Consider the following 21,349-nt stretch of genomic DNA (forward strand, 5'->3'; position numbering starts at 1 on the left):
TCAGCGCTCGTAGGCGGCAAGCGCGAGCTGCAGCATGGTGCGCGCCTGCTCGCGCAGCGCGGGCGGATCGACCACCTCGGCGTCGGCGCCGTAGCGCAGCACGTCCATCAGCAGCTCCTTGGCGTTGCCGTAAGGCAGGCGCAGCTCGTAGCGGCCGTCGGGCAGGAAGCGGCCCTCCTGCTTGGAATGCCAGTGTTCGTCGGCGACCCAGCGCGCGGCCTTGGCCGAGAACACGATCGTGCCCCAGGCCTTGGGCGGCCCGGAGAAGATGCCGTAGCTGGAGGCGAGCTGGCGGTCGAGCTCGGCGTCGGGCACGTCCTGCGCCGCCTCGTCGATGCTGCGCGCGGCGCTGATGCGGTCCAGGGCGAAGCTGCGCAGGGCCTCGCGCTCGTGGTCCCAGGCGTCCATGTACCAGTTGTCGCGGTAGTGCGTCAGCCGCTGCGGCGACACGGTGCGGCGGGTGCGCTCGTCGGTCGAGCGCGCGCGGTACTCGAACCCGAGCCGGCAGCGCTCGAGCACGGCCGAGGCCACGGTGCGGAACACCACCTCGTCCATCCTGCGCACGCCGAAGGCGAGCACGCGCACGCGCTCCACCGGCCAGCGCTTGCCGCCGGCCTGCTGCGCGAGAAGCGACTCGATCCGCGCCCGCAGCGGCGCCAGCGCGCCTGAGAGCACGCCCGGGCCGACGTTGTGCAGGAGCTGGTAGGCCGCGAGCAGCGCGTGCAGCTCGTCCGAGGACAGCCACAGGCCGGGCAGCTCGAAGCGCTCGGCCTCGTGCGGGTCGTACTTGAAGCCCGACTCGCCCTCGCTCGACTCGATCGGCGCGCCGAGCGCGTCGCGCAGGTAGGCGATGTCGCGGTACAGCGTGGCCCGCGAGCAGCCGACCTCGTCCATCAGCGCGCGCAGCGACACCGGGTAACGCGCCGACTTCAGCCGGCGATGCAGGGCGAGGATGCGCTCGTATCGGTCCATGCGCCCGATTATGGAGTCCTGCGGCTGCAGCCGGTAGCGCCCGGCACGGCTGCGCGCGTAACGCCGGCTTAGCACACGGCCGCCGCGCCCGCGGCTAGCCTGCGCGCGGCACAGGAGGTGGCGATGCACAGGGACGACGGCAGCGGCGCGGAACGCCGTGCGCGACGGGAGACATGGCGCGTGCGCATCGCCGCCGCGCTGGGCTGCCTGGCCCTGCACGCGGCGGTGCTGCAGGGCGTGCGTTACCAGGCGCCGGCGAGGCCGGCCGCGGTCGAGTCGCCGCGGCGGCTCACCCTGGTCGCGGCGCAGGCCGCGCCGCCGCCCTCACCGGCACCGCCCGCCTTGCAGCCCGTTCCGGACGGACCGTCCGCACCGCCTCCTCGGGAACGGGCGCAGGCGCCAGCGGACGCGCCATCGGCTCCGCCCGCACCGCAGGATGCGCCGCCCGCCGCCGCCGGCGTCGTCGACGCCACGCCGCCCCGGCGCGGCTGGACCGAGCCGACCCTGCGCGCGTGCGCCACGACCGCCACCGGACCGCGCCCGCGCGCCGGCCGCGCGCTGCCCGGGCAGGCGCCACCGCACGCCGTCGGCTTCGCGATGCGCGACCCGACTTCGCCGCGGGACGTGGTCGGCGCCGCCGGCGCCCTCCTCTTCGGCGGCGGCGATCCCTGCGCCGCGGCGCGTTCCGCGCGCGCCGGCGGCGCCTGGCACCGCGCCGACGATCCCGCCGCGGCGGCCTCGCGGGCCGGCGTGGGCGCGGTCGCGGAGGGCTGCGACCGGCGGGATCTCGAGCTGTAGCGAGGGCTTTTCCGGATAGCCGGCGCCGGCGCTCGGTCCAGCGCCTGCACGGGCCGCAGGCACGCCTCCTGTATCGTTCCGCCCGCGCTCCGTGCGCATCCCTTTCCCGCTGGAGCCCCGATGGGCCTCGAAGCCATCCTCGTCCTCTGCGTCCTCGCCGGTGCGATCGCGCTGTTCGTCAGCGAGAAGCTGTCGGTGGACCTGATCGCGATGCTGGTGCTGGCCACGCTCCTGGTGCTGGGCCTGTTCGTGCCCGGCCGGATCCTGAGTCCGGCCGAGGCCGTGAGCGGCTTCAGCAGCCAGGCCACCATCGCGGTGGCGGCGATGTTCGTGCTCTCGGCGGCGCTGCAGCGCACCGGCGCGATGCGCGCGATCGGCCGCCTGTTCGCGCGCATCCGGCAGCAATGGCTGTTCGTGCTGGTGCTCATGCTCACCCTGGTCGGCCTCGGCGCGTTCGTGAACAACACCGCGGCGATGGCGGTGTTCCTGCCGATGGTGCTCGCGATCGCGGCCAGCAACGGCTTCTCGGCGTCCAAGGTGCTGATCCCGATGTCCTACGCGGCGCAGATGGGCGGCGTGTGCACGCTGATCGGCACATCCACCAACCTGCTGGTGCACTCGATGGCGCAGGCGGTGGGACTGCCGGGCTTCGACTTCTTCGAGTTCACCTCGCTCGGCCTGATCACCGCCGCCGTCGGCATCAGCTACGTGATGCTGGTCGGCCCCTGGCTGCTGCCGAGCCGGCGCACCGCCGAACTGACCCAGACCTACGACCTCGGCAAGTACATCACCGAGCTGCACGTCACCAGCGATTCGAAGCTGGTGGGCCAGACCGTCACCGAGGCGCGGCTGGGCGAGACCTACAACGTCTCGGTGCTCGAACTGCTGCGCGGCGAGCGCAAGGTCTGGGCGCCGAAGCAGACCCGGGTCGAGGCCGGCGACATCCTCCTGGTGCGCGGGCACTGGGACAAGGTCAGCGAGCTGCGCGACAAGGCCAGGCTGGAGCACGAGCCCGAGTTCGTCCTGCACGACCAGCAGTTCGAGGACGCCGACCAGGTGCTGGCCGAGGTGATGATCGCGCCCGGCTCGCGCCTGCACGGGCGCGCGCTGGCCGACGTCGACGCCGGCTGGTACCGGCGCGCGACCATCCTCGCCCTGCACCGGCGCAGCGAGGTCCTGCGCGAACAGCTCAAGACCGTCACCCTCGAGGTCGGCGACGTCCTGCTCGCGCTGGTGCCCAAGGCCGAGGTCGCGGCGCTGCGCGGCGATCGCAGCGTCATCGTGCTGAGCGAGAAGGAGCCGGACAGCGGCACCGGCAAGGCCTGGATCGCGACCGGGATCATGGTCGCGGTGGTCGGCGCCGCCGCGCTGGACTGGCTGCCGATCATGGCCGCGGCCATCGTCGGCTGCATCGCCCTGGTGCTGACCCGCTGCCTGAAGCCGGAGGAAGCCTACGAGGCCATCGACTGGCGCGTGATCATGCTGCTCGCCGGCCTGCTGCCCCTGGGCATCGCCATGCAGAACACCGGTGCGGCCGCCTGGATGGCCGAGCACGCGGTGGCCCTGGTCGGCGACTTCGGCCCGGTGGCGGCGCTCGCCGCGATCTACGCGATCACCGCGCTCATGACCGAGGCCATGAGCAACAACGCCTCCGCGGTGCTGATGACGCCGATCGCCATCGCCACCGCGCAGGGCCTGGACTCCAACCCGACCGCGTTCCTGGTCGCGGTGGCGTTCGCCGCCTCGACCAGCTTCGCCACCCCGGTCGGCTACCAGACCAACACCATGATCTACAGCGCCGGCGGCTACCGCTTCACCGATTTCGTGCGCATCGGCGTGCCGCTGAACGTGCTGTTCTGGCTGGTGGCGGTGATGTTCATCCCGCGCTTCTGGCCGCTTTGAGCGCGACCGGATTCACGTTAATCCAGCGTCAACGCCGGCGGCGGCGGTACCGCTACACTGCCGCGCTGAAAACGTTTTCATACCGGCGCCGGCCCGGTGCCTTCCCCCAAGGAGACATACGATGCGGAGTGCCCGCCGCCTTCGGTTCCTGATCCTGCCCGCCCTGGTGCTCGCGCCCGCGTCCTTCGCCCAGACCTCGAGCACGGTCGCGATCCCGAACTTCAACTTCGAGCCCGGCAACACCGCCCGCTGGACCGGCACCGGCGAACTCGGCTTCGCCGCGGCACGCGGCAACAGCACCTCGGAGAACGCCAACGCCAAGCTGCGCGTGGCCTACGAGGATCGCGACTGGCGGCACGAGTTCAACCTCACCGGCCTGCGCGCCAGCAGCGAGGTCAACATCGGCACCGACGAGGAGCCCGAGCGCGTGCGCGAGACGACCGCCAACCGCTACCAGGTCGGCGCCTCCAGCGCGATCAAGTACAACGAGGTCTCCTACTGGAAATCCTCGCTGCGCCACGAGCACGACGACTTCGCCGCCTACCGCTGGCAGTCGACGTTCGCGGTGGCCTACGGGCGCGTGCTGATGCGCGACGACGCGGGGCGCTTCCTGGCGCTGGAAGCCGGTCCGGGCTATCGCCGTGCCCGCGACGTGGAGGAGGAGGAGACGGAGAACGGGCCGATCGCGCGCGGCTATGTCGACTTCCGCTACCCGCTGACCGACAACACCTCGCTGATCAACACCCTGCTGGTCGAATCCGGCCAGGACAACACCTTCGCCCAGAACGACCTCGGGCTGCAGGTGACCATGACCGAGCGCATGGCGCTGAAGGCCGGCTTCCAGGCGCGGCACAACACCGACGTGCAGGACGGCCGCGAGAACACCGACCGCCTGACCACGGTGAACCTGGTCTACGACTTCGAGTAGCGGGCGCGCGTTACGCGCCGGCACCGACGACAGGGCCGCCTCCGGGCGGCCCTGGTCATTTCGGCAGCGCGTGCAGCAGGCGGTCGGCGCCGCGGGCCAGCAGGTCCGCCGCGAGGCGACGCCCCAGTTCCTCCGGCGCCGCGGCGTCGCCCTCGGCTTCGCCGCGCAGCAGCGCCGGGTCGCTCTCCGAACCGACCAGGCCGATCAGGCGCAGGCGCGCGCCGTCGAGCTCGGCATAGCCGCCGACCGGCGCATGGCAGCTGCCGTGCAGGGCCAGGTTCATGGCGCGCTCGGCGGCGATCCGGGCGCGGGTCGGGGCGTGGTCGAGCGCGGCGAACAGGGCGTGGGTGCCGGCATCGTCGGCGCGGCACTCCACCGCGATCGCGCCCTGGGCCACCGCCGGCACCCACGCCGGCGGGTCGAGGCGGGCGGTGATGCGCCCGGCCACGCCGAGGCGCTGCAGGCCGGCGCAGGCGAGCACGATGGCGTCGTACCCGCCGGCGTCGAGCTTGCCCAGCCGGGTCAGCACGTTGCCGCGGAGGTCGAGGATGCGCAGGTCCGGTCGCCGGGCGCGCAGCTGGACCTTGCGCCGGAGCGAGCTGGTGCCCACGCGTGCGCCCTCCGGCAGGCCGTCGAGGTCGGGATGGGCGACGCTGACGAAGGCGTCCGCCGCGTCCGCGCGTTCGAGCACCGCGCCCAGGGCGAACGGGCCGTCCAGCTCCATCGGCACGTCCTTGAGCGAATGCACGGCGGCGTCGGCGCGGCCCTCCAGCATCGCGATCTCGAGTTCCTTGAGGAACAGACCCTTGCCGCCGATGGCCGACAGCGAACGGTCGAGCACCTCGTCGCCGCGGGTCGACATCGGCACCAGTTCGACCTCGAGGCCGGGATGCGCCTGGCGCAGGCGCGCGGCGACGTGCTCGGTCTGCCACAGCGCCAGCGCGCTCTTGCGCGTGGCGAGGCGGAGCCGGGAAGGAACGGGAACAGGCATCGGCATAGTGTAAGCGCCGATGTCGCCGCCCGCCCTCAGAGGTTGCGCAGCTCCTCGCGCAGGCCGGGCAGGCAGCGCCGGCTCACCTCCAGCGGCGTACCGTCGCGCAGCACCGCCTTGACCCGCGCGTCGGCACCGCGCCGCAGCTCGACGATCTGGCTGCGCGCGACCAGGCAGTTGCGATGGATGCGCACGAAGCGGTCGCGGAACTCCTGCTCCAGCGCCTTGAGCGGCTCCTCGACCAGGTCCTCGCCACGGCCGTGGTGGACGACCACGTACTTCTCCTCGGCCTGCAGGTAGCGCACGTCCTCGATCGCGATCATGCGCAGCGTGCCGCGCAGGCGCGCGCACAGGTGCTGGCGTCGCGACGGCGCCTGCGCCACGCCGTCGAGCGGCATCGCGTCGCCGGCGCCGTCGTGGCGATGGCCGTCGAGCCGCCGCGTGCGCACCCGGGCCAGCGCCTCGCCCAGGCGTTCGGCCCGGACCGGCTTGAGCAGGTAGTCGATCGCGGCCGCGTCGTAGGCCGACAGCGCGTGCTGGTCGTAGGCCGTGCAGAACACGACCGCCGGCATGCCCGGCATGCCCGCGAGCTGGCGCGCGGTGGCGATGCCGTCGAGGCCGGGCATGGCGATGTCGAGCAGGACGAGGTCGGGCCGCAGGCGTTCGGCCAGCTCCAGGGCCTCGCGTCCGTTCTCGGCCTCGCCCACCACTTCGTCGGCGCCGAGTTCGCTCAGCAGGCTGCGCAGGCGGCCCCGCGCGAGGGGTTCGTCGTCGGCGATCAGGATCTTCATGACACCGGAATCTCCAGCCTGCATCGATAGTAGTCCTGCCCGCGCTCGGTCGTCATCCGTGCCGTCGGCCCGAACCGGTGCCGCAGGCGCTGGGCGATGCTGGCCTGGGCGTGGCCGTTGACCGGGGCGGCCGGCGCGGTCGCCGGCGCGGGATTGCCGACCTCCAGCCGCAGCAGCCGCGCCTCCAGGCGCGCCGCGATCCGGATCTCGCCGCCGGCCTCGAGCTGGGAGACGCCGTGCAGCACCGCGTTCTCGACCAGGGGCTGCAGCACCAGGCGCGGCAGGCCCAGGGTGCGCGGCAGGGGCTCGACCAGGTCCCAGGCCACCCGCAACCGCGGCCCCAGCCGCAGGGCCTCGATCGCGAGATAGCGCTCGGCCAGGTGCAGCTCCTCGGCCAGCGTCGCCTCGCCCTGGCCTGCGCCGAGCGCGGCGCGGAACAGCTCGGCCAGGTCCTCGACCGCGTGCTCGGCGGTGCGCGGGTCGATCCGTACCAGGCTGGCGATGGTGTTCATGCTGTTGAACAGGAAATGCGGCCGGATCCGCGCCTGCAGCGCGCGCACCTCGGCCTCGGCGTGCGCCCGCACCTGCGCCCGCCACTGTTCGCGCACGTAGAAGTAGCGCAGCACCGCCGCGCTCACGAGCGCGGCCAGGGCACCGCTGCCGAGCACCGCGGGCAGGGCCGGCCCCTCCGGCAGTCCGAGGCCGGCGTCCGAGCCGAGCTCGATCTGGTAGAGCAGCGCCATGCAGGCCATCGCCACCGCGGCCGGCAGCAGCCAGGCGAGGCCGGCCCCGGCCCACAGCGGCAGGCGCGCCAGCGCGCGCCGGCTCAGGCACAGCAGGACCGCGCTGGTCAGCGCGATCCACAGCGCCAGCGCGCTGGCCTCGGTGAAGGTCTCGAACCGCCAGCGCGACAGCCCGCCGGGCGCCAGCGCCAGCACCGCCACCACCGCCTCTGCGGCGAGCAGTACCGCCGCCAGCCGTGCGGGGCGGCAGAAGTCGGGCAGCCAGGGCTCGTCCATGGGCGGCATGGCGCCAGAGCCTACGCCAGCACGGGCGCTGCGCACGCGCGCGGTCAGCCGGCGAAGCGGACCTGCATCCAGTCGCCGAGCGCCTGGATCTCCTCCATGCACACCTGGTGCGCCATCGGATAGCTGTGCCAGGCCACGTCGACGCCGAGATCCCGCAGCGCATCGCGGCTGAGCAGGCCGAGCCGTTCGCCCACCACCGGATCCTGGCTGCCGTGGGCCATGAACACCGGCGTGCCGCGGCCGGCGGCGGTCGCCTCGGTGGCGGCGGAATCGGCCAGCGGCAGGTAGGTCGACAGCGCGACCACGCCGGCCAGCGCCCGCTGGCGGCGCAGCCCCGTCGCCAGCGCCACCGCACCGCCCTGGGAGAAGCCGGCGAGCAGGATCCGCCCGGGGTCGATGCCGCGCTCGCCCTCGCGCGCGATCAGGCGCTCCACCTCCGCGATCGAGGCGCGGATGCCCGGCGCGTCCTGGCGGCTGGCGATGTCGAAGCCGAGCAGGTCGTACCAGGCGCGCATCGGCGTGCCGTTGTTGACCGTCACCGGCCGCACCGGCGCGTGCGGGAACACGAAGCGGATGCCCGGCCACTCCGGGCGCACCAGTTCCGGCACGATCGGCGCGAAGTCGTGGCCGTCGGCGCCGAGGCCATGCAGCCAGACGACGCTCCAGGTCGGGTCGGGGCGGGTGACGTGTTCCAGGGTCTCGAGCATGCGCGGGCCTCGCCGTGGGGGACGCCGATTGTCGGTCATCGCGACGGCGAGCGGGGATCAGCGCGGCGGACCCTCGTAGGGGAACTCGTCCGGATCGCGGCGGAAGGTCGGCACCTCGCCGGTGTCGACCTCCGGCGGCGCGGCGCTCACCACCACCCGCCTGCCGCTCTCGCGCAGCGGCACCGCATGCTCGCTGGGACGCAGCTGGCTGCCGCGCACCACCGCGACCGCCTCGGTGAGCTCGGCGCCGAGCAGCAGGATCACCGCGGAATAGAACACCCACACCAGCAGCACCACCAGGGCGCCGGCCGGCCCGTAGGCGCCGCCGACGTCGGCATGGTCGAGGTAGAGGCCGATCCCGAACTTGCCCACCGCGAACAGCAGCGCGGTCAGCAATGCGCCGTAGATCGTGTCGCGCCAGGGGATGATCACGTCCGGCAGCACCTTGAACATGCCGGCGAAGACCAGCGCGAACAGCGCCAGCGAGACCAGCGCCTCGACGATCCGCCAGGCGATCGTGTCGCCGGGCACGAACATGGCGATGAGGGTGCTCGCCCACAGCGACACGATCAGCAGGAAGGCCAGGGTCAGCAGCAGGCCGATCGCATGCATGCGCGCGCGCAGGAAGGCGGTGACCGCCTTGCCCGGCCGCGGCTTCACCCCCCAGACCTTGTTGAGCGCGTCCTGCAGCTGGGCGAACACCGCCGAGGCGCCGAACAGGGTCACCGCCAGGCCGATCCAGCCCGCCAGGCTGCCGACACCGGGGCGGTCGTCGGCGTTCTCGATCACCAGCGCCAGTGCCTGCGAGGCCTGCGGCCCGACCAGCTCGTTGAGGTCCTGCACCAGGCCCTGCTGCCAGGACGGGCTGAGCGAGGACACGATCCACAGCAGCAGCACCAGCAGCGGCGCCAGCGACAGCGCGGTGTAGAAGGCCAGCGCCGCGGCGCGGGTCATCAGCTCGTCCTCGCTGAAGTTGCCGCCGGTGCGCTTGACCACGTCGAAGGCGCGGCCGAACCAAGGCTTGATCGCGGAGATGCTCATGCGCGGCAGCCTAGGCAGGCGGATGTCAACGCCGTGCACGGGCGCCGGCCGCGGGCGGCGCGGCGAGGGCCGCGTTATCATCGCGGGCCGCGCCATCCGCCGCAGCCCGGCGCCGAGCCGCCTTCCGCTTCCGTGATCCGCACCCTGCTCCGCCTGCTGCTGTGCATCGCCCTCGTCGCCGACGGCTCCGGCCGCGCGCTGGCGGCGACGCATGCGCACGGCATGGCGCAGGCGACGGCGCATGCGACCAGGACCAGCGCGGCCTGCCACGACGCCGCGGTGCCCCGCACCCACGCCGGGCACGGTCCGGCCGCCGACGCGGCCGGCGCTGCCGCGAAGCACGACGACGACTGCTGCCGGTCCGACGCCTGCCGCTGCGCCTGCACGCATGCCGGTGCCGGCGCGCCGACGGCCGTGCCGACGGCAGGCGTGCGCTTCCTGCGCACGCCGGTGCCGCCGCGACGGCCCGGGGCGCATCCGGCGCCGGCGCCGGCCGATCCGCTTCGGCCTCCGATCGCCTGAGCCTCCCGCGGCGCCCGCGCGCCGTCCTGCCCGCGCTCACCTGCCGCCGCCGTTCGCGCGCCGGTACGCCCGGCCGCGTCCGCGCGGTCGCTCCGGACATTCCACGAGGTCGCAATGTCGTTCCGCACTCCCCCTGCCGCCCCGCAGCCGGCGCGGCGCCGCTTCGTCCAGGGACTGGCCCTGGGCGGCGCCGCCTGCGCGCTCGGCCTCCAGCCGCGGCACGCGCACGCGCACGCGGCATCCGCCGCGCCGATGCTGGCCGGCACCGAGTTCGACCTGGTCATCGGCGAGACGCCGATGAACTTCACCGGGCGCACCCGCGCCGCGGTCACCGTCAACGGCTCGCTGCCGGCGCCGACCCTGCGCTGGCGCGAGGGGACGACGGTCTCCCTGCGCGTGGCCAACGCCCTGCCGCCAGGCTCCATCCACGGCCACCAGACCTCGCTGCACTGGCACGGCATCCTGCTGCCGGCGAACATGGACGGCGTGCCGGGCCTGAGCTTCGACGGCATCGGCCGCGGCGAGGCCTACCAGTACCGTTTCGACGTGCGCCAGGCCGGCACCTACTGGTACCACAGCCATTCCGGCTTCCAGGAGCAGGCCGGCGTCTACGGCGCGATCATCGTCGACCCCGCCGGTCCCGAACCGGTCGCCTACGACCGCGACCACGTGGTGCTGCTGTCGGACTGGACCGACCTGGACCCGGTCGACCTGTTCGAGCGTCTGAAGAAGATGCCCGACCACGACAACCTCTATAAGCGCACCGTCGCCGACTTCCTGCGCGACGCCGGCAGCGACGGCCTCGCCGCGACGCTGCGCGACCGCCGCATGTGGGGCGAGATGCGGATGACGCCGACCGACCTGTCCGACGTCAACGGCCTCACCTACACCTACCTGATGAACGGGACCACCTCGCTCGGCAACTGGACCGGGCTGTTCCGCCGCGGCGAGAAGGTGCGGCTGCGCTTCATCAACGGCTCCTCCATGACCCACTTCGACGTGCGCATCCCGGGCCTGGCGATGCGGGTCGTCGCCGCCGACGGGCAGCCCGTGCACCCGGTGACGGTCGACGAATTCCGGATCGCGGCGGCGGAGACCTTCGACGTCATCGTCGAGCCCGGCGGGCAGGACGCCTTCACCATCTTCGCCCAGGACCTGGGCCGCACCGGCTACGTCAGCGGCACGCTCGCCACCCGCCACGGCCTGCGCGCACCGGTGCCCGCGGTGGATCCGCGGCCGATCCTGTCGATGGCCGACATGGGCCACGGCGGCATGCATGATGGGCACGCGGGGCACGGGGGGCACGGGGCGGCGACGCCGGCGGATGCCGGCGCGTCCCCGGCACATGCGGCGCATGGCGACCACGGCGGCCACCGTGACGCGACGGCGGCCGCGCACCCGGAGAGCGAACGCGGCAATCCCCTGGTCGACATGCAGACGATGACGCCCATGCCCCGGCTCGAGGATCCCGGCATCGGCCTGCGCGACAACGGCCGCCGCGTGCTCAGCTACGCCGACCTCAGGAGCACCTTCCCCGACCCGGACGGCCGCGAGCCCGGCCGCACGCTCGAGCTGCACCTGACCGGGCACATGGAGCGCTTCGTGTGGTCGTTCGACGGGATCAAGTTCTCCGGCGCCGAGCCGCTGCGCCTCAACTACGGCGAGCGCATGCGGATCGTGCTCGTCAACGACACGATGATGACCCACCCCATCCACCTGCACGGCATGTGGAGCGACCTGGAGGACGCCGACGGCCGCTTCATGGTCCGCAAGCACACCGTCGACATGCCGCCGGGCACGCGCCGCAGCTACCGGGTCCGCGCCGACGCGCTCGGGCGCTGGGCCTACCACTGCCACCTGCTGTTCCACATGGAGGCGGGGATGATGCGCGAAGTGAGGGTCGAGGAATGAGCACGCCGACCGCACTCGCTGGCGCGCTGCTGGTGATGTCGCTTCCCGCCGCCGCGGCGCAGGCGCAGGACCATGCGCAGCATGCGCGGCACCACGCGTCCCACGCCGCCGCGCAGGACGCGGACACCGGGCACGGCGGCCAGCACCGGCATCCGCCGGCCGCGGAGCACGCCGGGCACGATCGCCCGGCGATGGATCACGCCCACGGGCACGCCGTACCCGTGGATCCCGCGGCGCACGCAGTCGACCCGCAGCACGCCGCCGCCGTGCCGGCGCCGCCGCCGACCGGCCTCCCGGTCCCGATGCCGACCGACGCCGACCGTGCCGCCGCCTTCCCCGACCTGCACGGCCACGCCACCCACGACCAGCGCGTGGTCGGCCTCCTGCAGTTCAACCGGCTGGAGACGTGGCACGGCGACGAGGCCAGCGGCCAGGCCTGGGAAGCACAGGGCTGGGTCGGCACCGACTGGAACCGGCTGTGGCTGCGCAGCGAGGGCGAGCGCACGGGCGGACACACCGAGTCCGCGGACCTCGAGCTCATGTACGGACGCCCCGTCGCACGCTGGTGGGACCTGGTCGCGGGCCTGCGCCACGACATCGCGCCGGGCGCCGGCCGCACCTTCGCCGGGATCGGCGTGGTGGGCATGGCGCCCTACATGTTCGAGGTGTCCGCGACCGCCTACGTGGGCGAGGGCGGACAGACCGCGGCGCGGGTGGAGGTCGAGTACGAGACGCTCCTGACCAACCGCCTCATCCTGCAGTCGCAGGTCGAGGCCGAGGCCTGGGGCGAGGACGATCCGCGGCGCGGCATCGGCAGCGGCCTGGCCACGCTGGAGGCCGGCTTCCGGCTGCGCTACGAGGTCACCCGCCGCTTCGCGCCCTACCTCGGCATCGCCTGGGAACGCACCCATGGCGGGAGCGCCGACCTGCGGCGCGCCGACGGCGGGCCGGAGCACGACACCCGCGTCGTCGCCGGCCTGCGCTTCTGGTTCTGACGGCGGGGCGCGGCGCCTAGTCGATGACCTCGAGCGACTCGAGGTCCATGGTGTAGGCAGCCACGCCCACCTCGTTGGCGGCGCGTTCGATGCGCAGCGTGCCGGTGACCTCGTAGGCGTCCCAGATGTCGCCCATCGGCTGCGGCGTCTCCGGCTTGATGTAGACGAGCTGGTTCGGCGGCGGCGGCGGCACATGGATGCAGGCGCCGAAGTAGGGCACCAGGAACATGTCGATCATCCTGTTCTGGGCGTCGACGTTGAGCGGCACGATGTAGCCCGCCATCGTGCCCTGCACGCCCGCCATCTCCGCCACCGTGCGCTCGGAGGTGAAGTTCATCGCAGGGCCGGCGCCGCTGTGGCTGATGTCGTCCATCGCCTCCAGCGCCTGGAGTTCGTCCCTGGGCATGAGTTCCAGCCAGCCGATGTCGCGCGCCGCGGCGGGCGCAGTCGCCAGAACGAGCGCGAGGACGGCGAACAGGCGGCGCGGCAGCGCCGTGGCGGGGGGAGTTGTCATGGTGAACCTCATCGTCATTGCGTCACGGTCATGCCGTCCTGCACGGAGCGGCGATACGCCAGCGTCGCCGGCAGCAGGCCGAGCAATAGCCCGGCCAGCACCATCCAGCCCAGCAGCTGCAGCCCGGCGCCGAGGTCCCCGGACGTGCCCAGGTGGAGGCCGTAGCGCGCCTGCAGCCACGGCGCGGCCAGGCGCAGTCCGACTTCGACGATGGCCAGGCCCAGCGCGCCGCCGGCCAGCGCGAGCAGGGCCGCCTCCATCAGCAGCAGGCCGAACACGTGCCACGGCCCGGCGCCGACCGCGCGCAGGATCGCCATCTCCCGCCTGCGTTCGTTGAGCGTCGCCAGCACCGTGGTCAGCAGCACCATCAGCGCCGCCGCCAGCACCGCCGCACCGGCGGCCTCCATCGCCCGCTCGACCGTGCCGAGCATGCTCCACAGCTGCTGCAGGGCGACGCCCGGCAGGATCGCGGTCAAGGGCTCGTCCGGGTACTCGTTGAGCGTGCGCTGCAGGGCGAAGGTCGCCAGGCGGCTCTTCAGGCCGACGAAGACCGCGGTCACCGCCCGCGGCTGCAGCGCCGCGTCGGGCAGCGTCGCGGCATCGGGCGCAGTGCCGATCCGGGTGCCGCTGCGCCAGTTGAGGTGGATGGCCTCGATCGCCGCCAGCGAGACGTAGACGCCGCCGTCGGCGGCGGTGCCGGTCCGGGCGAGCACGCCGACGACGCGGAACGGGTGGTCGTCGTGCTGGTTGAGGGCGACCCGCGCGGTGCCGTGCGCGAGCACGATCTCGCTGCCGGGCGCGTAGCCGAGGCGCTCGGCGACATCGGCACCGACCACCGCCTGCGCCACGCTCTCACGCGGATCCGCCGAGAACGCCTCGCCCTGTGCGAACGCCAGGCCCTGCCGGCCGGCGAACCCGAGGCGCCGGAAGTAGTCGACGGTGGTGCCGACGACCCGGAAGCCGCGGTGCGAGTCGCCCAGCGACACCGGCACCGCCCAGGCGACGGCGGGGTCGTCGGCGAGATCGACGTAGGCATCCCAGCCGAGATTGTTGGTCGCGTCGCCCAGGTGGAAGACCGAGTACAGCAGCAGCTGCACCGGATGCGAGCGCGCGCCGACGATGAGGTCGGTACCCGAGACCGAGCGCAGGAAGGCCTGCCGGGTCTCGGTCTGCAGGCGCTGCACGCCCAGCAGCAGGGCAACCGCCAGGCCCACCGTCGCCACCGTCAGCCCCGCGATGAAGGCGCGGTTGCGCAGGCTGCGCCAGGCGAGCACGAACAGGGCCGGGTTCATGCCGCCCGCTCCGCCTGCAGATCCGCCAGCGACTCGACCAGATGGAAGCGGCGGGCGATGGCGAGATCGTGGCTCACCAGCAGCAGGCCGCTGCCGGCGACGTCGCATTCGGCGAACAGCAGTTCGAGGAAGTCGTCGCGCGCCCTGACGTCCAGCGCCGAGGTCGGCTCGTCGGCGATCACCAGGGCCGGTTCGCCGATCAGCGCCCGGGCCGCGGCCACGCGCTGCTGCTGGCCGACCGACAACGAACCGGCGCGCCGGGTCCAGGTCGCCTCCGGCAGGCGCAGCCGGCGCAGGAGCTCGCTCGCCGCCGCGGCCAGGCTGCCGAAGCGCGCCCGGGCGCGGCGCCGGCGCTCGACCGAGAAACGGCACGGCAGCAGCACGTTGTCGACCGGCGACAGGAACGGCATCAGGTTGAACTGCTGGAACAGGATGCCGGTGGAGTCCGCCCGCGCGCGGTCACGCCGCCAGCCGCCCAGGGCCGAGACCTCGCGACCGGCGACCCGGACCGTGCCCGCATCCGGCCGCAGCGTGCCGGCAACCAGGTTCAGCAGGGTGCTCTTGCCGCTGCCGCTGGGCCCGTGCAGGAAGATCCGCTCGCCGCGGGCGATCCGCAGCGCCGGGACCGCGAGCGTCCAGGCGCTGCCCGGATAGGCGAAGCGCAGGTCGCGGACCTCCAGCGCCGGCGCATCGGCGGTGCCCGCGCTCACGGCAGCTCCAGCCGCGAGGCGCCGGGCAGCAGCGTGCCGCCGCCCTGCCCGCCTGCGCCGATCGCCTGCACACGGATCTCCCGCAGCCGCGGCAGCGCATCGAAGAGCGCTGCCGCGTCCAGCGCGGCCGGCACACCGTCCGCGCAGGCGAAGGTCGCGGCGACGGACCAGTCGCCATGCCGGGCGTGATCGTGGTCGTGGTCGTGGTCGTGGTCGTGGTCGTGGTCGTGCTCGTGCTCGTGCTCGTGCTCGTGCTCGTGCTCGTGCTCGTGCTCGTGCTCGTGCTCGTGATCATGGTGTCCGGCGGTCTCCGCGGCCGGCGGTGCCACCTCGCTTTCGGCGAGGGTGCAGCGGGCGCCCTGCAGGTCGAGCAGCACGTCCAGCCGGCGCAGCGTCGCGACCGCCGCCGCGACCGTGCGGCGCTCGCTCTCGTCGCGCGGCGCGTGCTCGAAACCGACGAAGCCGTCGCCCGCGCCCTGCAGGCGGATGTCGACGCGGCCCGCGTCCGTCGCGACGTCGAGATGCGCCACGCCGTGCTCGTGCGCGTGCTGCTGCGCGAGCGCCGGCTCGGCGACGAGGGAGGCGGCGAAGGCGCCGAGGAACAGGACGGAATGGCGCGACATGGGCATGGGGATCCGATTCGGAGATGTTATCTTATAACTCTTATGCCGCTGACCCGAATCCTGCCGCGCGGAGGCTGGTCGCCGCTCTACGACCGCATCGGCGCCGCCGCGTCCCTGGTCTGCGGCCTGCACTGCGCAGCCGTCTCGGCCCTGCTGCTGTTCCATCCGCTGCTGTGGCTGCAGCGCGCGCGCTATGCCGAGCACATCGCCTGGCTGACCGGGATCGAGATCGCGCTCGCGGTGGTCTCGATCGGCGCGGCCCTGCTCGCGTTGCCGCTGGGCTGGCGCCGCCACCGCCGGCGGCTGCCCGTGCTGCTCGGCATGCCCGGCTTGGTGCTGGTCTGCGTCGGCGTGTTCAGCCGGGTGCACTACATGCCCTTCGTCGGCAGCGGCGTGGTGCTCGGCGGTGGCCTGCTGCTGGTGGCGGCGCACCTCGTCAACGCGCGCCTCGGATGCCGCACGAGCTGACACAGACGCACGTCATGCTGCGCGTGCACCAGGCATCAGGAGATCCACGTGACGACCCGTCGACGCTTCATGTTCGGCCTCACCACCGCCGCCTTCGGCGGCCTCGCCCTCGCCAGCGGCCGCTTCGCGCCGGTGGCGCCGCGCCGGGTCGCGGCCGGCTATGGTCCGTTGCGCCGCGACCCCGCCGGCGTCCTGGACCTGCCCGACGGCTTCGACTACCGCGTCGTCTCGCGCGTGGGCGAGCGGATGCAGGACGGCTTCGTGGTGCCGGACAACTTCGACGGCATGGGCAGCTTCGCACTCGACGCCCGGCGCGTGCTGCTGGTGCGCAACCACGAACTGCGCGTTGCGCAGCACGAGGTCGGCGCCCTGGCGGGCCGCCGCGGTGCGCGCGTGGCGAGCTTCGACCACGACGGCGAGGGACGCCCGCTTCCCGGCGGCACCACCAACCTGGTGTACGACACCCGCACCGGCGAGATCGAGTCGCAGCACCTGACCCTGCTCGGCACCATCCGCAACTGCGCCGGCGGCACCACGCCGTGGGGCTCGTGGCTCAGCTGCGAGGAGGACGTCACCCGCGCCGGCGAAGGCGTCGACCGGGACCACGGCTGGGTGTTCGAGGTGCCGGCGACGGCCACCGGCCCGGTCGAACCGCGCCCGCTGAAGGACATGGGCCGCTTCAACCACGAGGCGGCCGCCGTGGATCCGCGCAGCGGCATCGTCTACCTCACCGAAGACCGCGACGACAGCCTGTTCTATCGCTTCCTGCCGGCGGCGCGCGGCGAGCTGGCGCGCGGTGGCCGCCTGCAGGCGCTGGCCCTGGCGACGCGCGAGGTGCCGGCGGATGCGCGCAACTGGAGCGGCAGGCCGTGGGACATCGGCGCCTGGCACGAGACGCGCTGGATCGACCTGGACGAGGTGGAGAGCCCCGCCGACGACCTGCGCCTGCGCGGCCACGCGGCCGGTGCGGTGCGTTTCGCGCGCGGCGAGGGCATTCACTACGGCGACGGCGAATTCTTCTTCTGCTGCACCTCGGGCGGCGCCGCCGGCTACGGCCAGGTAATGCGCTACCGGCCGTCGCCGGTCGAGGGCCACCCGGGCGAGAAGGACGCGCCCGGCCGGGTGCAGGTGTTCGTCGAGTCCGCCGACGCCGACATGTTCAACTTCGGCGACAACCTGACGGTGGCGCCGAACGGACACCTGGTGGTCTGCGAGGACCAGTACACCGAGGTCGTGGTCAACCGCCTCATCGGCGTCACCCCGGACGGCAGCACCTACCCGCTCGGCTTCCTGCATGCGCAGACCGAGCTCGCCGGCGCCTGCTTCTCGCCGGACGGCGGGACGTTGTTCGTCAACCTCTACAGCCCCGGGCGGACGCTGGCCATCCGCGGGCCGTGGACGACCGCGCCGGCCTGAGGCCGCATCGCCAGCGCCACCGACGCGCACGGCATCCCGTCGAGGGCTGTCGGCGGACGTGCGGGCGGAGCGTCCGCCCGGCGGCTCCTTCGCCTCGCGTTGCCGCCCCGGTGCGGCAGAGTCGGCGGCCGTGTCCTCCCTGCCCGCGACCGCCATGCGCGCCAGCGCCTCCGCTCCCGCCGCGTCCCGCGATGCCTCCCCCACCCAGCGGCAGACCGCCGGGGATCGCCGGCATGCTTGACCGCCTCCTCGACTACGCGCCGCTGATCTCGGCCGGCATGACCGGGGTGACGGCGCTGATCTGGATCGTCTACCTCAACGTCTTCCTGTCGAGCTACCGCCGCCAGCACCGCCCGTCGATCCTGATCACCTCGGGCGCGGGCAAGGGCATGAACGCCCACTGCTTCGTCACCAACCTCGGGCTGGAGCCGGTCTACCTGATCGACATCATCCTCGACCTCACCCGACGCGACGGCGCCACCGTGCGCGCCGTCATCCCCGAGCGCAACGAGCACCTGCGCGACGACGACCACGTCGACTTGGAGGACGCCCGCAGCGCGACCAACGTCGGGCCCTTGGGCAGCGGCGAGGAAAAGGACATCGGCCGTTTCCGCGCGTTGATCGAACGCGCCTGCGCGGAAGACCCCGGCATCAGTCCCGACATGCCGCTGCGCTGCCTGGAGATCACCGTGGTCACCGTGACCGCCAGCCGCGCCGAACTCTACGGCGCGTCCAGGCGCTACATCGTCGAGGACGGCGACGACGGCCGCCTGCGCCTGCGCCCGACCACGATCAAGGCGCGCCAGCTCCACAGCGCCCTGGCCCGCCGCCGCCTCGCACGCGAACTGGAACGCGAGCTCGGCGCCGACCCTGAAGAAGGAGGAGACCCGACGCGCGATCGTCGCGCGGCTGCGCCGCCGTGAGTCAGTCGCCGCGAGCCGTTTGCGCGTCGCGCCACCACGGACTGCCGGCAGCCGGCGACGCCAGATCGATGCGCTCGCCCATCCGCGGCGTGGTCAGCGCCACGCCCCGTTGCGCGGCCAGCGCGGCCACCCGCTCGAACGGTTCCGTCCAGGGATGCATGGCGAGGTCGAAGGTGCCGTTGTGGATCGGCAGCAGCCAGCGCCCGCCCAGGTCCAGGTGCGCCTGCACGGTCTGCTCGGGCTGCATGTGCACGTACGGCCACTGCGGGTCATAGGCGCCGGTCTCGAGCAGGGTGAGGTCGAACGGCCCGAAGCGGCGACCGATCTCGCGGAAGCCGTCGAAATAGCCGCTGTCGCCGCTGAAGAACAGGCGCAGCCCGCCGCTCCCGGCGTCGCCATCGTCGACGATCACCCAGGACGCCCACAGCGTCTCGTTGCGGTCGGAGAGGGTGCGCCCGGAGAAGTGCTGGGCCGGCGTCGCAGTGAACTGCACGCCGTCGATCCGCGTCCCCTGCCACCAGTCGAACTGCCGCACCCGCGCCGGGTCCACCCCCCAGGCGACCAGCCGGTCGCCGACCCCGAGCGGCGCGAGGAACACGTCGGCCTTCGAGGCCAGGGCGGTGATCGTGGCGCGGTCGAGGTGATCGTAGTGGTCGTGCGACAGGAGCACCCCGCGCAGCGGCGGCAGGTCCTCCAGCGCGATCGGCGGCGCATGGAAGCGCCTGGGTCCCAGCCATTGCACCGGGGATGCGCGTTCGGAGAACACCGGGTCGGTGATCCAGAAGCCGCCGCGCAGCTTGAGCAGCACGCTCGAGTGGCCCAGGCGGAACAGGCTGCGGTCCGGCGCCGCCTCGAGGAGCGCCGGCGTCAGCGCGACCACCGGCGGCGCGACCGCCGGACTCGCGTCCGCCGGCTTGTGGAGCAGCATGTTCCAGGTGATGCGCAGCAGCTTGGTCAGCCCCTCGGCCGGCTGCGGCACCGGATTGCGGAACGTGCCATCGGTGTACTGCGGCGAGTCCCGGTAGGCGGGGATCGAAGTCCGGCTCAGGGCGGCGGTGAGCGAGCAGGCGGTCATGAAGAGGAGTCCGGTCAGGAGCAGGAGGCGACGCGGGCGGAGGAAGCGCCGAGGCATGGAATCTTGTCCAGTCGATTACACGACACAGTGTAGTTTCCTCCCACGCAGCAAGTAAACTCCCCGGTGTAGAATCGAGGCATGAGCAGATCTTCCGCTCCCGTCCGCCGTACCGACCGCAAGCGCGCCGCCATCCTCGATGCCGCCGTCGACGAATTCCGCCGCTGCGGCTACGAAGCCACCAGCATGGACCGCGTCGCCGCCGGCGCCGGCGTGTCCAAGCGCACCGTGTACAACCACTTCCCCAGCAAGGAGGCGCTGTTCGCGCAGATCCTGCAGCGGTTGTGGGAGCGCAGCACGGACGGCGTCGAGGCGGCCTACCGCCACGACCGGCCGCTGCGCGCGCAGTTGCTGGAGCTTGTGCGGCAGAAGCTCGCCCTGCTCAACGACCCGAACTTCGTCGACCTGGCCCGTGTCGCCATCGCCGCCGCCATCCACTCGCCGGACAGGGCGCAGGCGATGGTCGCGCGCATGGGCGACCGCGAGGAAGGGCTCGGCGTCTGGATCCGTGCGGCCGCCGCCGATGGCCGGCTCAGGATCGACGACCCGTCCTTCGCCTCGATGCAGTTGCAGGGGCTGGTCAAGGGCTTCGCGTTCTGGCCGCAGGTCACCCTCAGCCAGCAACCGCTGTCGCCTGCGCAGCAGGCGCGTGTGGCGGAGGAGGCGATCGACATGTTCCTCGCCCGCTACGGCTGAGGAGCGGGTACGTCGACCGAGCCCTGCAGCTACCGCGCGACGCGCATGACTGGGCCCACCAGCAACCACAATGATGTCTTAACTTATTGAAACCAAATACTAGTACAGCCCTAACAAGTCCAACCTGACTCGCATTTTGACTCACTTTTTGACGGGAAGCATTAGGATCAGGTCCCACCGAGCCGGAGAAGCCGACGACCGCCAGTCAGGGCCAACTTAGGGTACATCCTCAGAGTTACGTTCCAGCTGACACCGACTCCCACTCCTTGATATGTGGCCAGACCCGGTCTCCGGCGTCGGCGGCCGTAGCCGTTGCCAGGCCCTTCAATGAAGGGCGGCTCCGCCGCCCGATCGCGTGCGCAAATGGCTCGATCTGCTCGACACCCAAACCAGTCGCGCTGACTTTCTGCCCTGCGCTCTTGGTCGAACATCGCGCTATGTCGAAGCGCTGCGCTTAGCCCCTTGGCACGGCGCCTCGAACTCTGGGTCTGTGCCGCGCACTCCTTTAAGGTGAGCAGCCACTCGAATCCCTTAAAGCCAAATGCGCAAGACCAGCTTCCCCAACCCGCATCTGCGACTAAGCATCCACGAACAACTCGTAGTTCCCACCACCAGGTCGAAGTTCACCCGAAATCGCGGAAGGTACGAAAGCGGTGAGGTGCTGCCCGATCTCGACCGACTCCTTGAGCGAACGCTAAGGACCATTGCACAGAGCCACGACTCCCGAGAACGGAGCACTCGCTCGTTCGACAGCCTTTGGAAGAAGGTGTGCAAGACCCTGACGGCCAAGAAGAATGCCGCGCACTACGACAACTGGAAGCGGACCGCAGTGATAAAAAATGTCGCGCAGTTCCAGGGGCTGCGACGTCCCCCCGCCTTTGAGTAGCACTGCGATCTGGAGTCCAATCCGCAACGACAAGGAGATTGGACGTGAAGAAGCGCTTTTCCGAAGAGCAGATCATCGGCTTCCTGCGCGAGGCCGAGGCCGG

At 72.5% G+C, this 21,349-nt stretch carries 21 protein-coding genes; 10 read left to right on the plus strand and 11 right to left on the minus strand.

Going from position 1 to position 21,349, the window contains the following annotated elements:
• A complete protein-coding gene (locus tag KB893_RS16900; RefSeq protein WP_211926168.1) occupies positions 1 to 972 on the minus strand; it encodes a helix-turn-helix transcriptional regulator in 972 nt (323 codons plus the stop codon).
• 123 nt (positions 973 to 1,095) lie between these two features.
• Between KB893_RS16900 and KB893_RS16905 the strand changes: the two genes are divergently transcribed.
• The 3 genes from KB893_RS16905 to KB893_RS16915 all read left to right on the plus strand — a co-directional run bounded on the left by KB893_RS16905 (position 1,096) and on the right by KB893_RS16915 (position 4,600).
• Positions 1,096 to 1,770 (plus strand): hypothetical protein, encoded by a 675-nt coding sequence (locus KB893_RS16905; RefSeq protein ID WP_213173920.1) that lies wholly within the window; start codon positions 1,096 to 1,098, stop codon positions 1,768 to 1,770.
• A 120-nt stretch (positions 1,771 to 1,890) separates the two neighbouring features.
• A complete protein-coding gene (locus tag KB893_RS16910; RefSeq protein WP_211926166.1) occupies positions 1,891 to 3,672 on the plus strand; it encodes an SLC13 family permease in 1,782 nt (593 codons plus the stop codon).
• A 121-nt stretch (positions 3,673 to 3,793) separates the two neighbouring features.
• On the plus strand, positions 3,794 to 4,600 hold the full coding sequence (locus tag KB893_RS16915) for a DUF481 domain-containing protein (RefSeq protein WP_211926165.1): 807 nt from the start codon (positions 3,794 to 3,796) through the stop codon (positions 4,598 to 4,600).
• 55 nt (positions 4,601 to 4,655) lie between these two features.
• Here the strand turns inward: KB893_RS16915 and hemC are convergent, their stop codons facing one another.
• The 5 genes from hemC to KB893_RS16940 are packed head-to-tail and all read right to left on the minus strand — an operon-like array spanning position 4,656 to position 9,158.
• Positions 4,656 to 5,591 (minus strand): hydroxymethylbilane synthase, encoded by a 936-nt coding sequence (gene hemC, locus KB893_RS16920; protein WP_211926164.1) that lies wholly within the window; start codon positions 5,589 to 5,591, stop codon positions 4,656 to 4,658.
• Between the two features lie 35 nt (positions 5,592 to 5,626).
• On the minus strand, positions 5,627 to 6,382 hold the full coding sequence (locus KB893_RS16925) for a LytR/AlgR family response regulator transcription factor (protein ID WP_211926163.1): 756 nt from the start codon (positions 6,380 to 6,382) through the stop codon (positions 5,627 to 5,629).
• On the minus strand, positions 6,379 to 7,410 hold the full coding sequence (locus KB893_RS16930; protein ID WP_211926162.1) for a sensor histidine kinase: 1,032 nt from the start codon (positions 7,408 to 7,410) through the stop codon (positions 6,379 to 6,381). Before KB893_RS16930 ends, KB893_RS16925 begins: the two co-directional genes overlap by 4 nt.
• Positions 7,411 to 7,454: 44 nt before the next feature.
• A complete protein-coding gene (locus tag KB893_RS16935; protein ID WP_211926161.1) occupies positions 7,455 to 8,117 on the minus strand; it encodes an alpha/beta hydrolase in 663 nt (220 codons plus the stop codon).
• 57 nt (positions 8,118 to 8,174) lie between these two features.
• A complete protein-coding gene (locus KB893_RS16940; RefSeq protein ID WP_211926160.1) occupies positions 8,175 to 9,158 on the minus strand; it encodes a YihY/virulence factor BrkB family protein in 984 nt (327 codons plus the stop codon).
• 132 nt (positions 9,159 to 9,290) lie between these two features.
• Here KB893_RS16940 and KB893_RS16945 point away from each other — a divergent pair, with 132 nt between their 5' ends.
• From KB893_RS16945 to KB893_RS16955, 3 genes are all read left to right on the plus strand, one after another.
• Positions 9,291 to 9,680 (plus strand): CopL family metal-binding regulatory protein, encoded by a 390-nt coding sequence (locus KB893_RS16945; RefSeq protein WP_211926159.1) that lies wholly within the window; start codon positions 9,291 to 9,293, stop codon positions 9,678 to 9,680.
• 114 nt (positions 9,681 to 9,794) lie between these two features.
• Positions 9,795 to 11,591 carry a copper resistance system multicopper oxidase gene (locus KB893_RS16950; protein WP_211926158.1) on the plus strand — a complete coding sequence of 599 codons (1,797 nt, stop codon included), beginning with the start codon at positions 9,795 to 9,797 and terminating at the stop codon, positions 11,589 to 11,591.
• Positions 11,588 to 12,586 carry a copper resistance protein B gene (locus tag KB893_RS16955; RefSeq protein WP_211926157.1) on the plus strand — a complete coding sequence of 333 codons (999 nt, stop codon included), beginning with the start codon at positions 11,588 to 11,590 and terminating at the stop codon, positions 12,584 to 12,586. The genes KB893_RS16950 and KB893_RS16955 overlap by 4 nt, the downstream gene beginning before the upstream one ends.
• A 16-nt stretch (positions 12,587 to 12,602) precedes the next feature.
• Here KB893_RS16955 and KB893_RS16960 read toward each other — a convergent pair whose 3' ends face one another.
• From KB893_RS16960 to KB893_RS16975, 4 genes are read right to left on the minus strand one after another with little or no spacing between them, the layout of a single operon-like run.
• The gene (locus KB893_RS16960) at positions 12,603 to 13,100 is read right to left on the minus strand and encodes a DUF3299 domain-containing protein (protein WP_211926156.1); all 498 of its coding nucleotides are present in this window, start codon (positions 13,098 to 13,100) and stop codon (positions 12,603 to 12,605) included.
• Between the two features lie 14 nt (positions 13,101 to 13,114).
• Positions 13,115 to 14,392: an ABC transporter permease gene (locus KB893_RS16965; RefSeq protein ID WP_211926155.1), complete on the minus strand. Its 1,278-nt coding sequence runs from the start codon at positions 14,390 to 14,392 to the stop codon at positions 13,115 to 13,117.
• The gene (locus tag KB893_RS16970; RefSeq protein WP_338026998.1) at positions 14,389 to 15,102 is read right to left on the minus strand and encodes an ATP-binding cassette domain-containing protein; all 714 of its coding nucleotides are present in this window, start codon (positions 15,100 to 15,102) and stop codon (positions 14,389 to 14,391) included. The genes KB893_RS16965 and KB893_RS16970 overlap by 4 nt, the downstream gene beginning before the upstream one ends.
• Entirely contained in the window at positions 15,099 to 15,725 is a 627-nt protein-coding gene (locus KB893_RS16975) for a ZrgA family zinc uptake protein (RefSeq protein WP_211926154.1), read from the minus strand. The genes KB893_RS16970 and KB893_RS16975 overlap by 4 nt, the downstream gene beginning before the upstream one ends.
• Positions 15,726 to 15,767: 42 nt before the next feature.
• Here KB893_RS16975 and KB893_RS16980 point away from each other — a divergent pair, with 42 nt between their 5' ends.
• The 3 genes from KB893_RS16980 to KB893_RS16990 all read left to right on the plus strand — a co-directional run bounded on the left by KB893_RS16980 (position 15,768) and on the right by KB893_RS16990 (position 18,532).
• A complete protein-coding gene (locus KB893_RS16980; protein ID WP_211926153.1) occupies positions 15,768 to 16,193 on the plus strand; it encodes a MerC domain-containing protein in 426 nt (141 codons plus the stop codon).
• 48 nt (positions 16,194 to 16,241) lie between these two features.
• Complete coding sequence (locus KB893_RS16985) at positions 16,242 to 17,609, plus strand: alkaline phosphatase PhoX (RefSeq protein WP_211926152.1); 1,368 nt, start codon at positions 16,242 to 16,244, stop codon at positions 17,607 to 17,609.
• Positions 17,610 to 17,842: 233 nt separating this feature from the next.
• Positions 17,843 to 18,532 carry a hypothetical protein gene (locus KB893_RS16990; protein WP_211926151.1) on the plus strand — a complete coding sequence of 230 codons (690 nt, stop codon included), beginning with the start codon at positions 17,843 to 17,845 and terminating at the stop codon, positions 18,530 to 18,532.
• Between the two features lies 1 nt (position 18,533).
• Here KB893_RS16990 and KB893_RS16995 read toward each other — a convergent pair whose 3' ends face one another.
• Complete coding sequence (locus KB893_RS16995) at positions 18,534 to 19,607, minus strand: MBL fold metallo-hydrolase (RefSeq protein WP_246505743.1); 1,074 nt, start codon at positions 19,605 to 19,607, stop codon at positions 18,534 to 18,536.
• Between the two features lie 138 nt (positions 19,608 to 19,745).
• Between KB893_RS16995 and KB893_RS17000 the strand changes: the two genes are divergently transcribed.
• A complete protein-coding gene (locus tag KB893_RS17000) occupies positions 19,746 to 20,360 on the plus strand; it encodes a TetR/AcrR family transcriptional regulator (RefSeq protein WP_211926149.1) in 615 nt (204 codons plus the stop codon).
• Positions 20,361 to 21,349 lie beyond the last annotated feature (989 nt).

The organism is Coralloluteibacterium stylophorae (genome assembly GCF_018122625.2).
Taxonomy (GTDB): Bacteria; Pseudomonadota; Gammaproteobacteria; order Xanthomonadales; family Xanthomonadaceae; genus Coralloluteibacterium; species Coralloluteibacterium stylophorae.

What these genes read in the sequence shown, in the direction of transcription:
- KB893_RS16910 (WP_211926166.1), top strand. Translation starts at nt 1,891, where the DNA reads ATGGGCCTCGAAGCCATCCTCGTCCTCTGCGTCCTCGCCGGTGCGATC.
- KB893_RS16980 (WP_211926153.1), top strand. Translation starts at nt 15,768, where the DNA reads ATGCCGCTGACCCGAATCCTGCCGCGCGGAGGCTGGTCGCCGCTCTAC.
- KB893_RS16960 (WP_211926156.1), bottom strand. Translation starts at nt 13,100, where the DNA reads ATGACAACTCCCCCCGCCACGGCGCTGCCGCGCCGCCTGTTCGCCGTC.
- KB893_RS16940 (WP_211926160.1), bottom strand. Translation starts at nt 9,158, where the DNA reads ATGAGCATCTCCGCGATCAAGCCTTGGTTCGGCCGCGCCTTCGACGTG.
- KB893_RS16900 (WP_211926168.1), bottom strand. Translation starts at nt 972, where the DNA reads ATGGACCGATACGAGCGCATCCTCGCCCTGCATCGCCGGCTGAAGTCG.
- KB893_RS17000 (WP_211926149.1), top strand. Translation starts at nt 19,746, where the DNA reads ATGAGCAGATCTTCCGCTCCCGTCCGCCGTACCGACCGCAAGCGCGCC.
- KB893_RS16955 (WP_211926157.1), top strand. Translation starts at nt 11,588, where the DNA reads ATGAGCACGCCGACCGCACTCGCTGGCGCGCTGCTGGTGATGTCGCTT.
- KB893_RS16965 (WP_211926155.1), bottom strand. Translation starts at nt 14,392, where the DNA reads ATGAACCCGGCCCTGTTCGTGCTCGCCTGGCGCAGCCTGCGCAACCGC.
- KB893_RS16950 (WP_211926158.1), top strand. Translation starts at nt 9,795, where the DNA reads ATGTCGTTCCGCACTCCCCCTGCCGCCCCGCAGCCGGCGCGGCGCCGC.
- hemC (WP_211926164.1), bottom strand. Translation starts at nt 5,591, where the DNA reads ATGCCTGTTCCCGTTCCTTCCCGGCTCCGCCTCGCCACGCGCAAGAGC.
- KB893_RS16925 (WP_211926163.1), bottom strand. Translation starts at nt 6,382, where the DNA reads ATGAAGATCCTGATCGCCGACGACGAACCCCTCGCGCGGGGCCGCCTG.
- KB893_RS16975 (WP_211926154.1), bottom strand. Translation starts at nt 15,725, where the DNA reads ATGTCGCGCCATTCCGTCCTGTTCCTCGGCGCCTTCGCCGCCTCCCTC.
- KB893_RS16990 (WP_211926151.1), top strand. Translation starts at nt 17,843, where the DNA reads ATGCTTGACCGCCTCCTCGACTACGCGCCGCTGATCTCGGCCGGCATG.
- KB893_RS16935 (WP_211926161.1), bottom strand. Translation starts at nt 8,117, where the DNA reads ATGCTCGAGACCCTGGAACACGTCACCCGCCCCGACCCGACCTGGAGC.
- KB893_RS16995 (WP_246505743.1), bottom strand. Translation starts at nt 19,607, where the DNA reads ATGACCGCCTGCTCGCTCACCGCCGCCCTGAGCCGGACTTCGATCCCC.
- KB893_RS16905 (WP_213173920.1), top strand. Translation starts at nt 1,096, where the DNA reads ATGCACAGGGACGACGGCAGCGGCGCGGAACGCCGTGCGCGACGGGAG.
- KB893_RS16930 (WP_211926162.1), bottom strand. Translation starts at nt 7,410, where the DNA reads ATGCCGCCCATGGACGAGCCCTGGCTGCCCGACTTCTGCCGCCCCGCA.
- KB893_RS16915 (WP_211926165.1), top strand. Translation starts at nt 3,794, where the DNA reads ATGCGGAGTGCCCGCCGCCTTCGGTTCCTGATCCTGCCCGCCCTGGTG.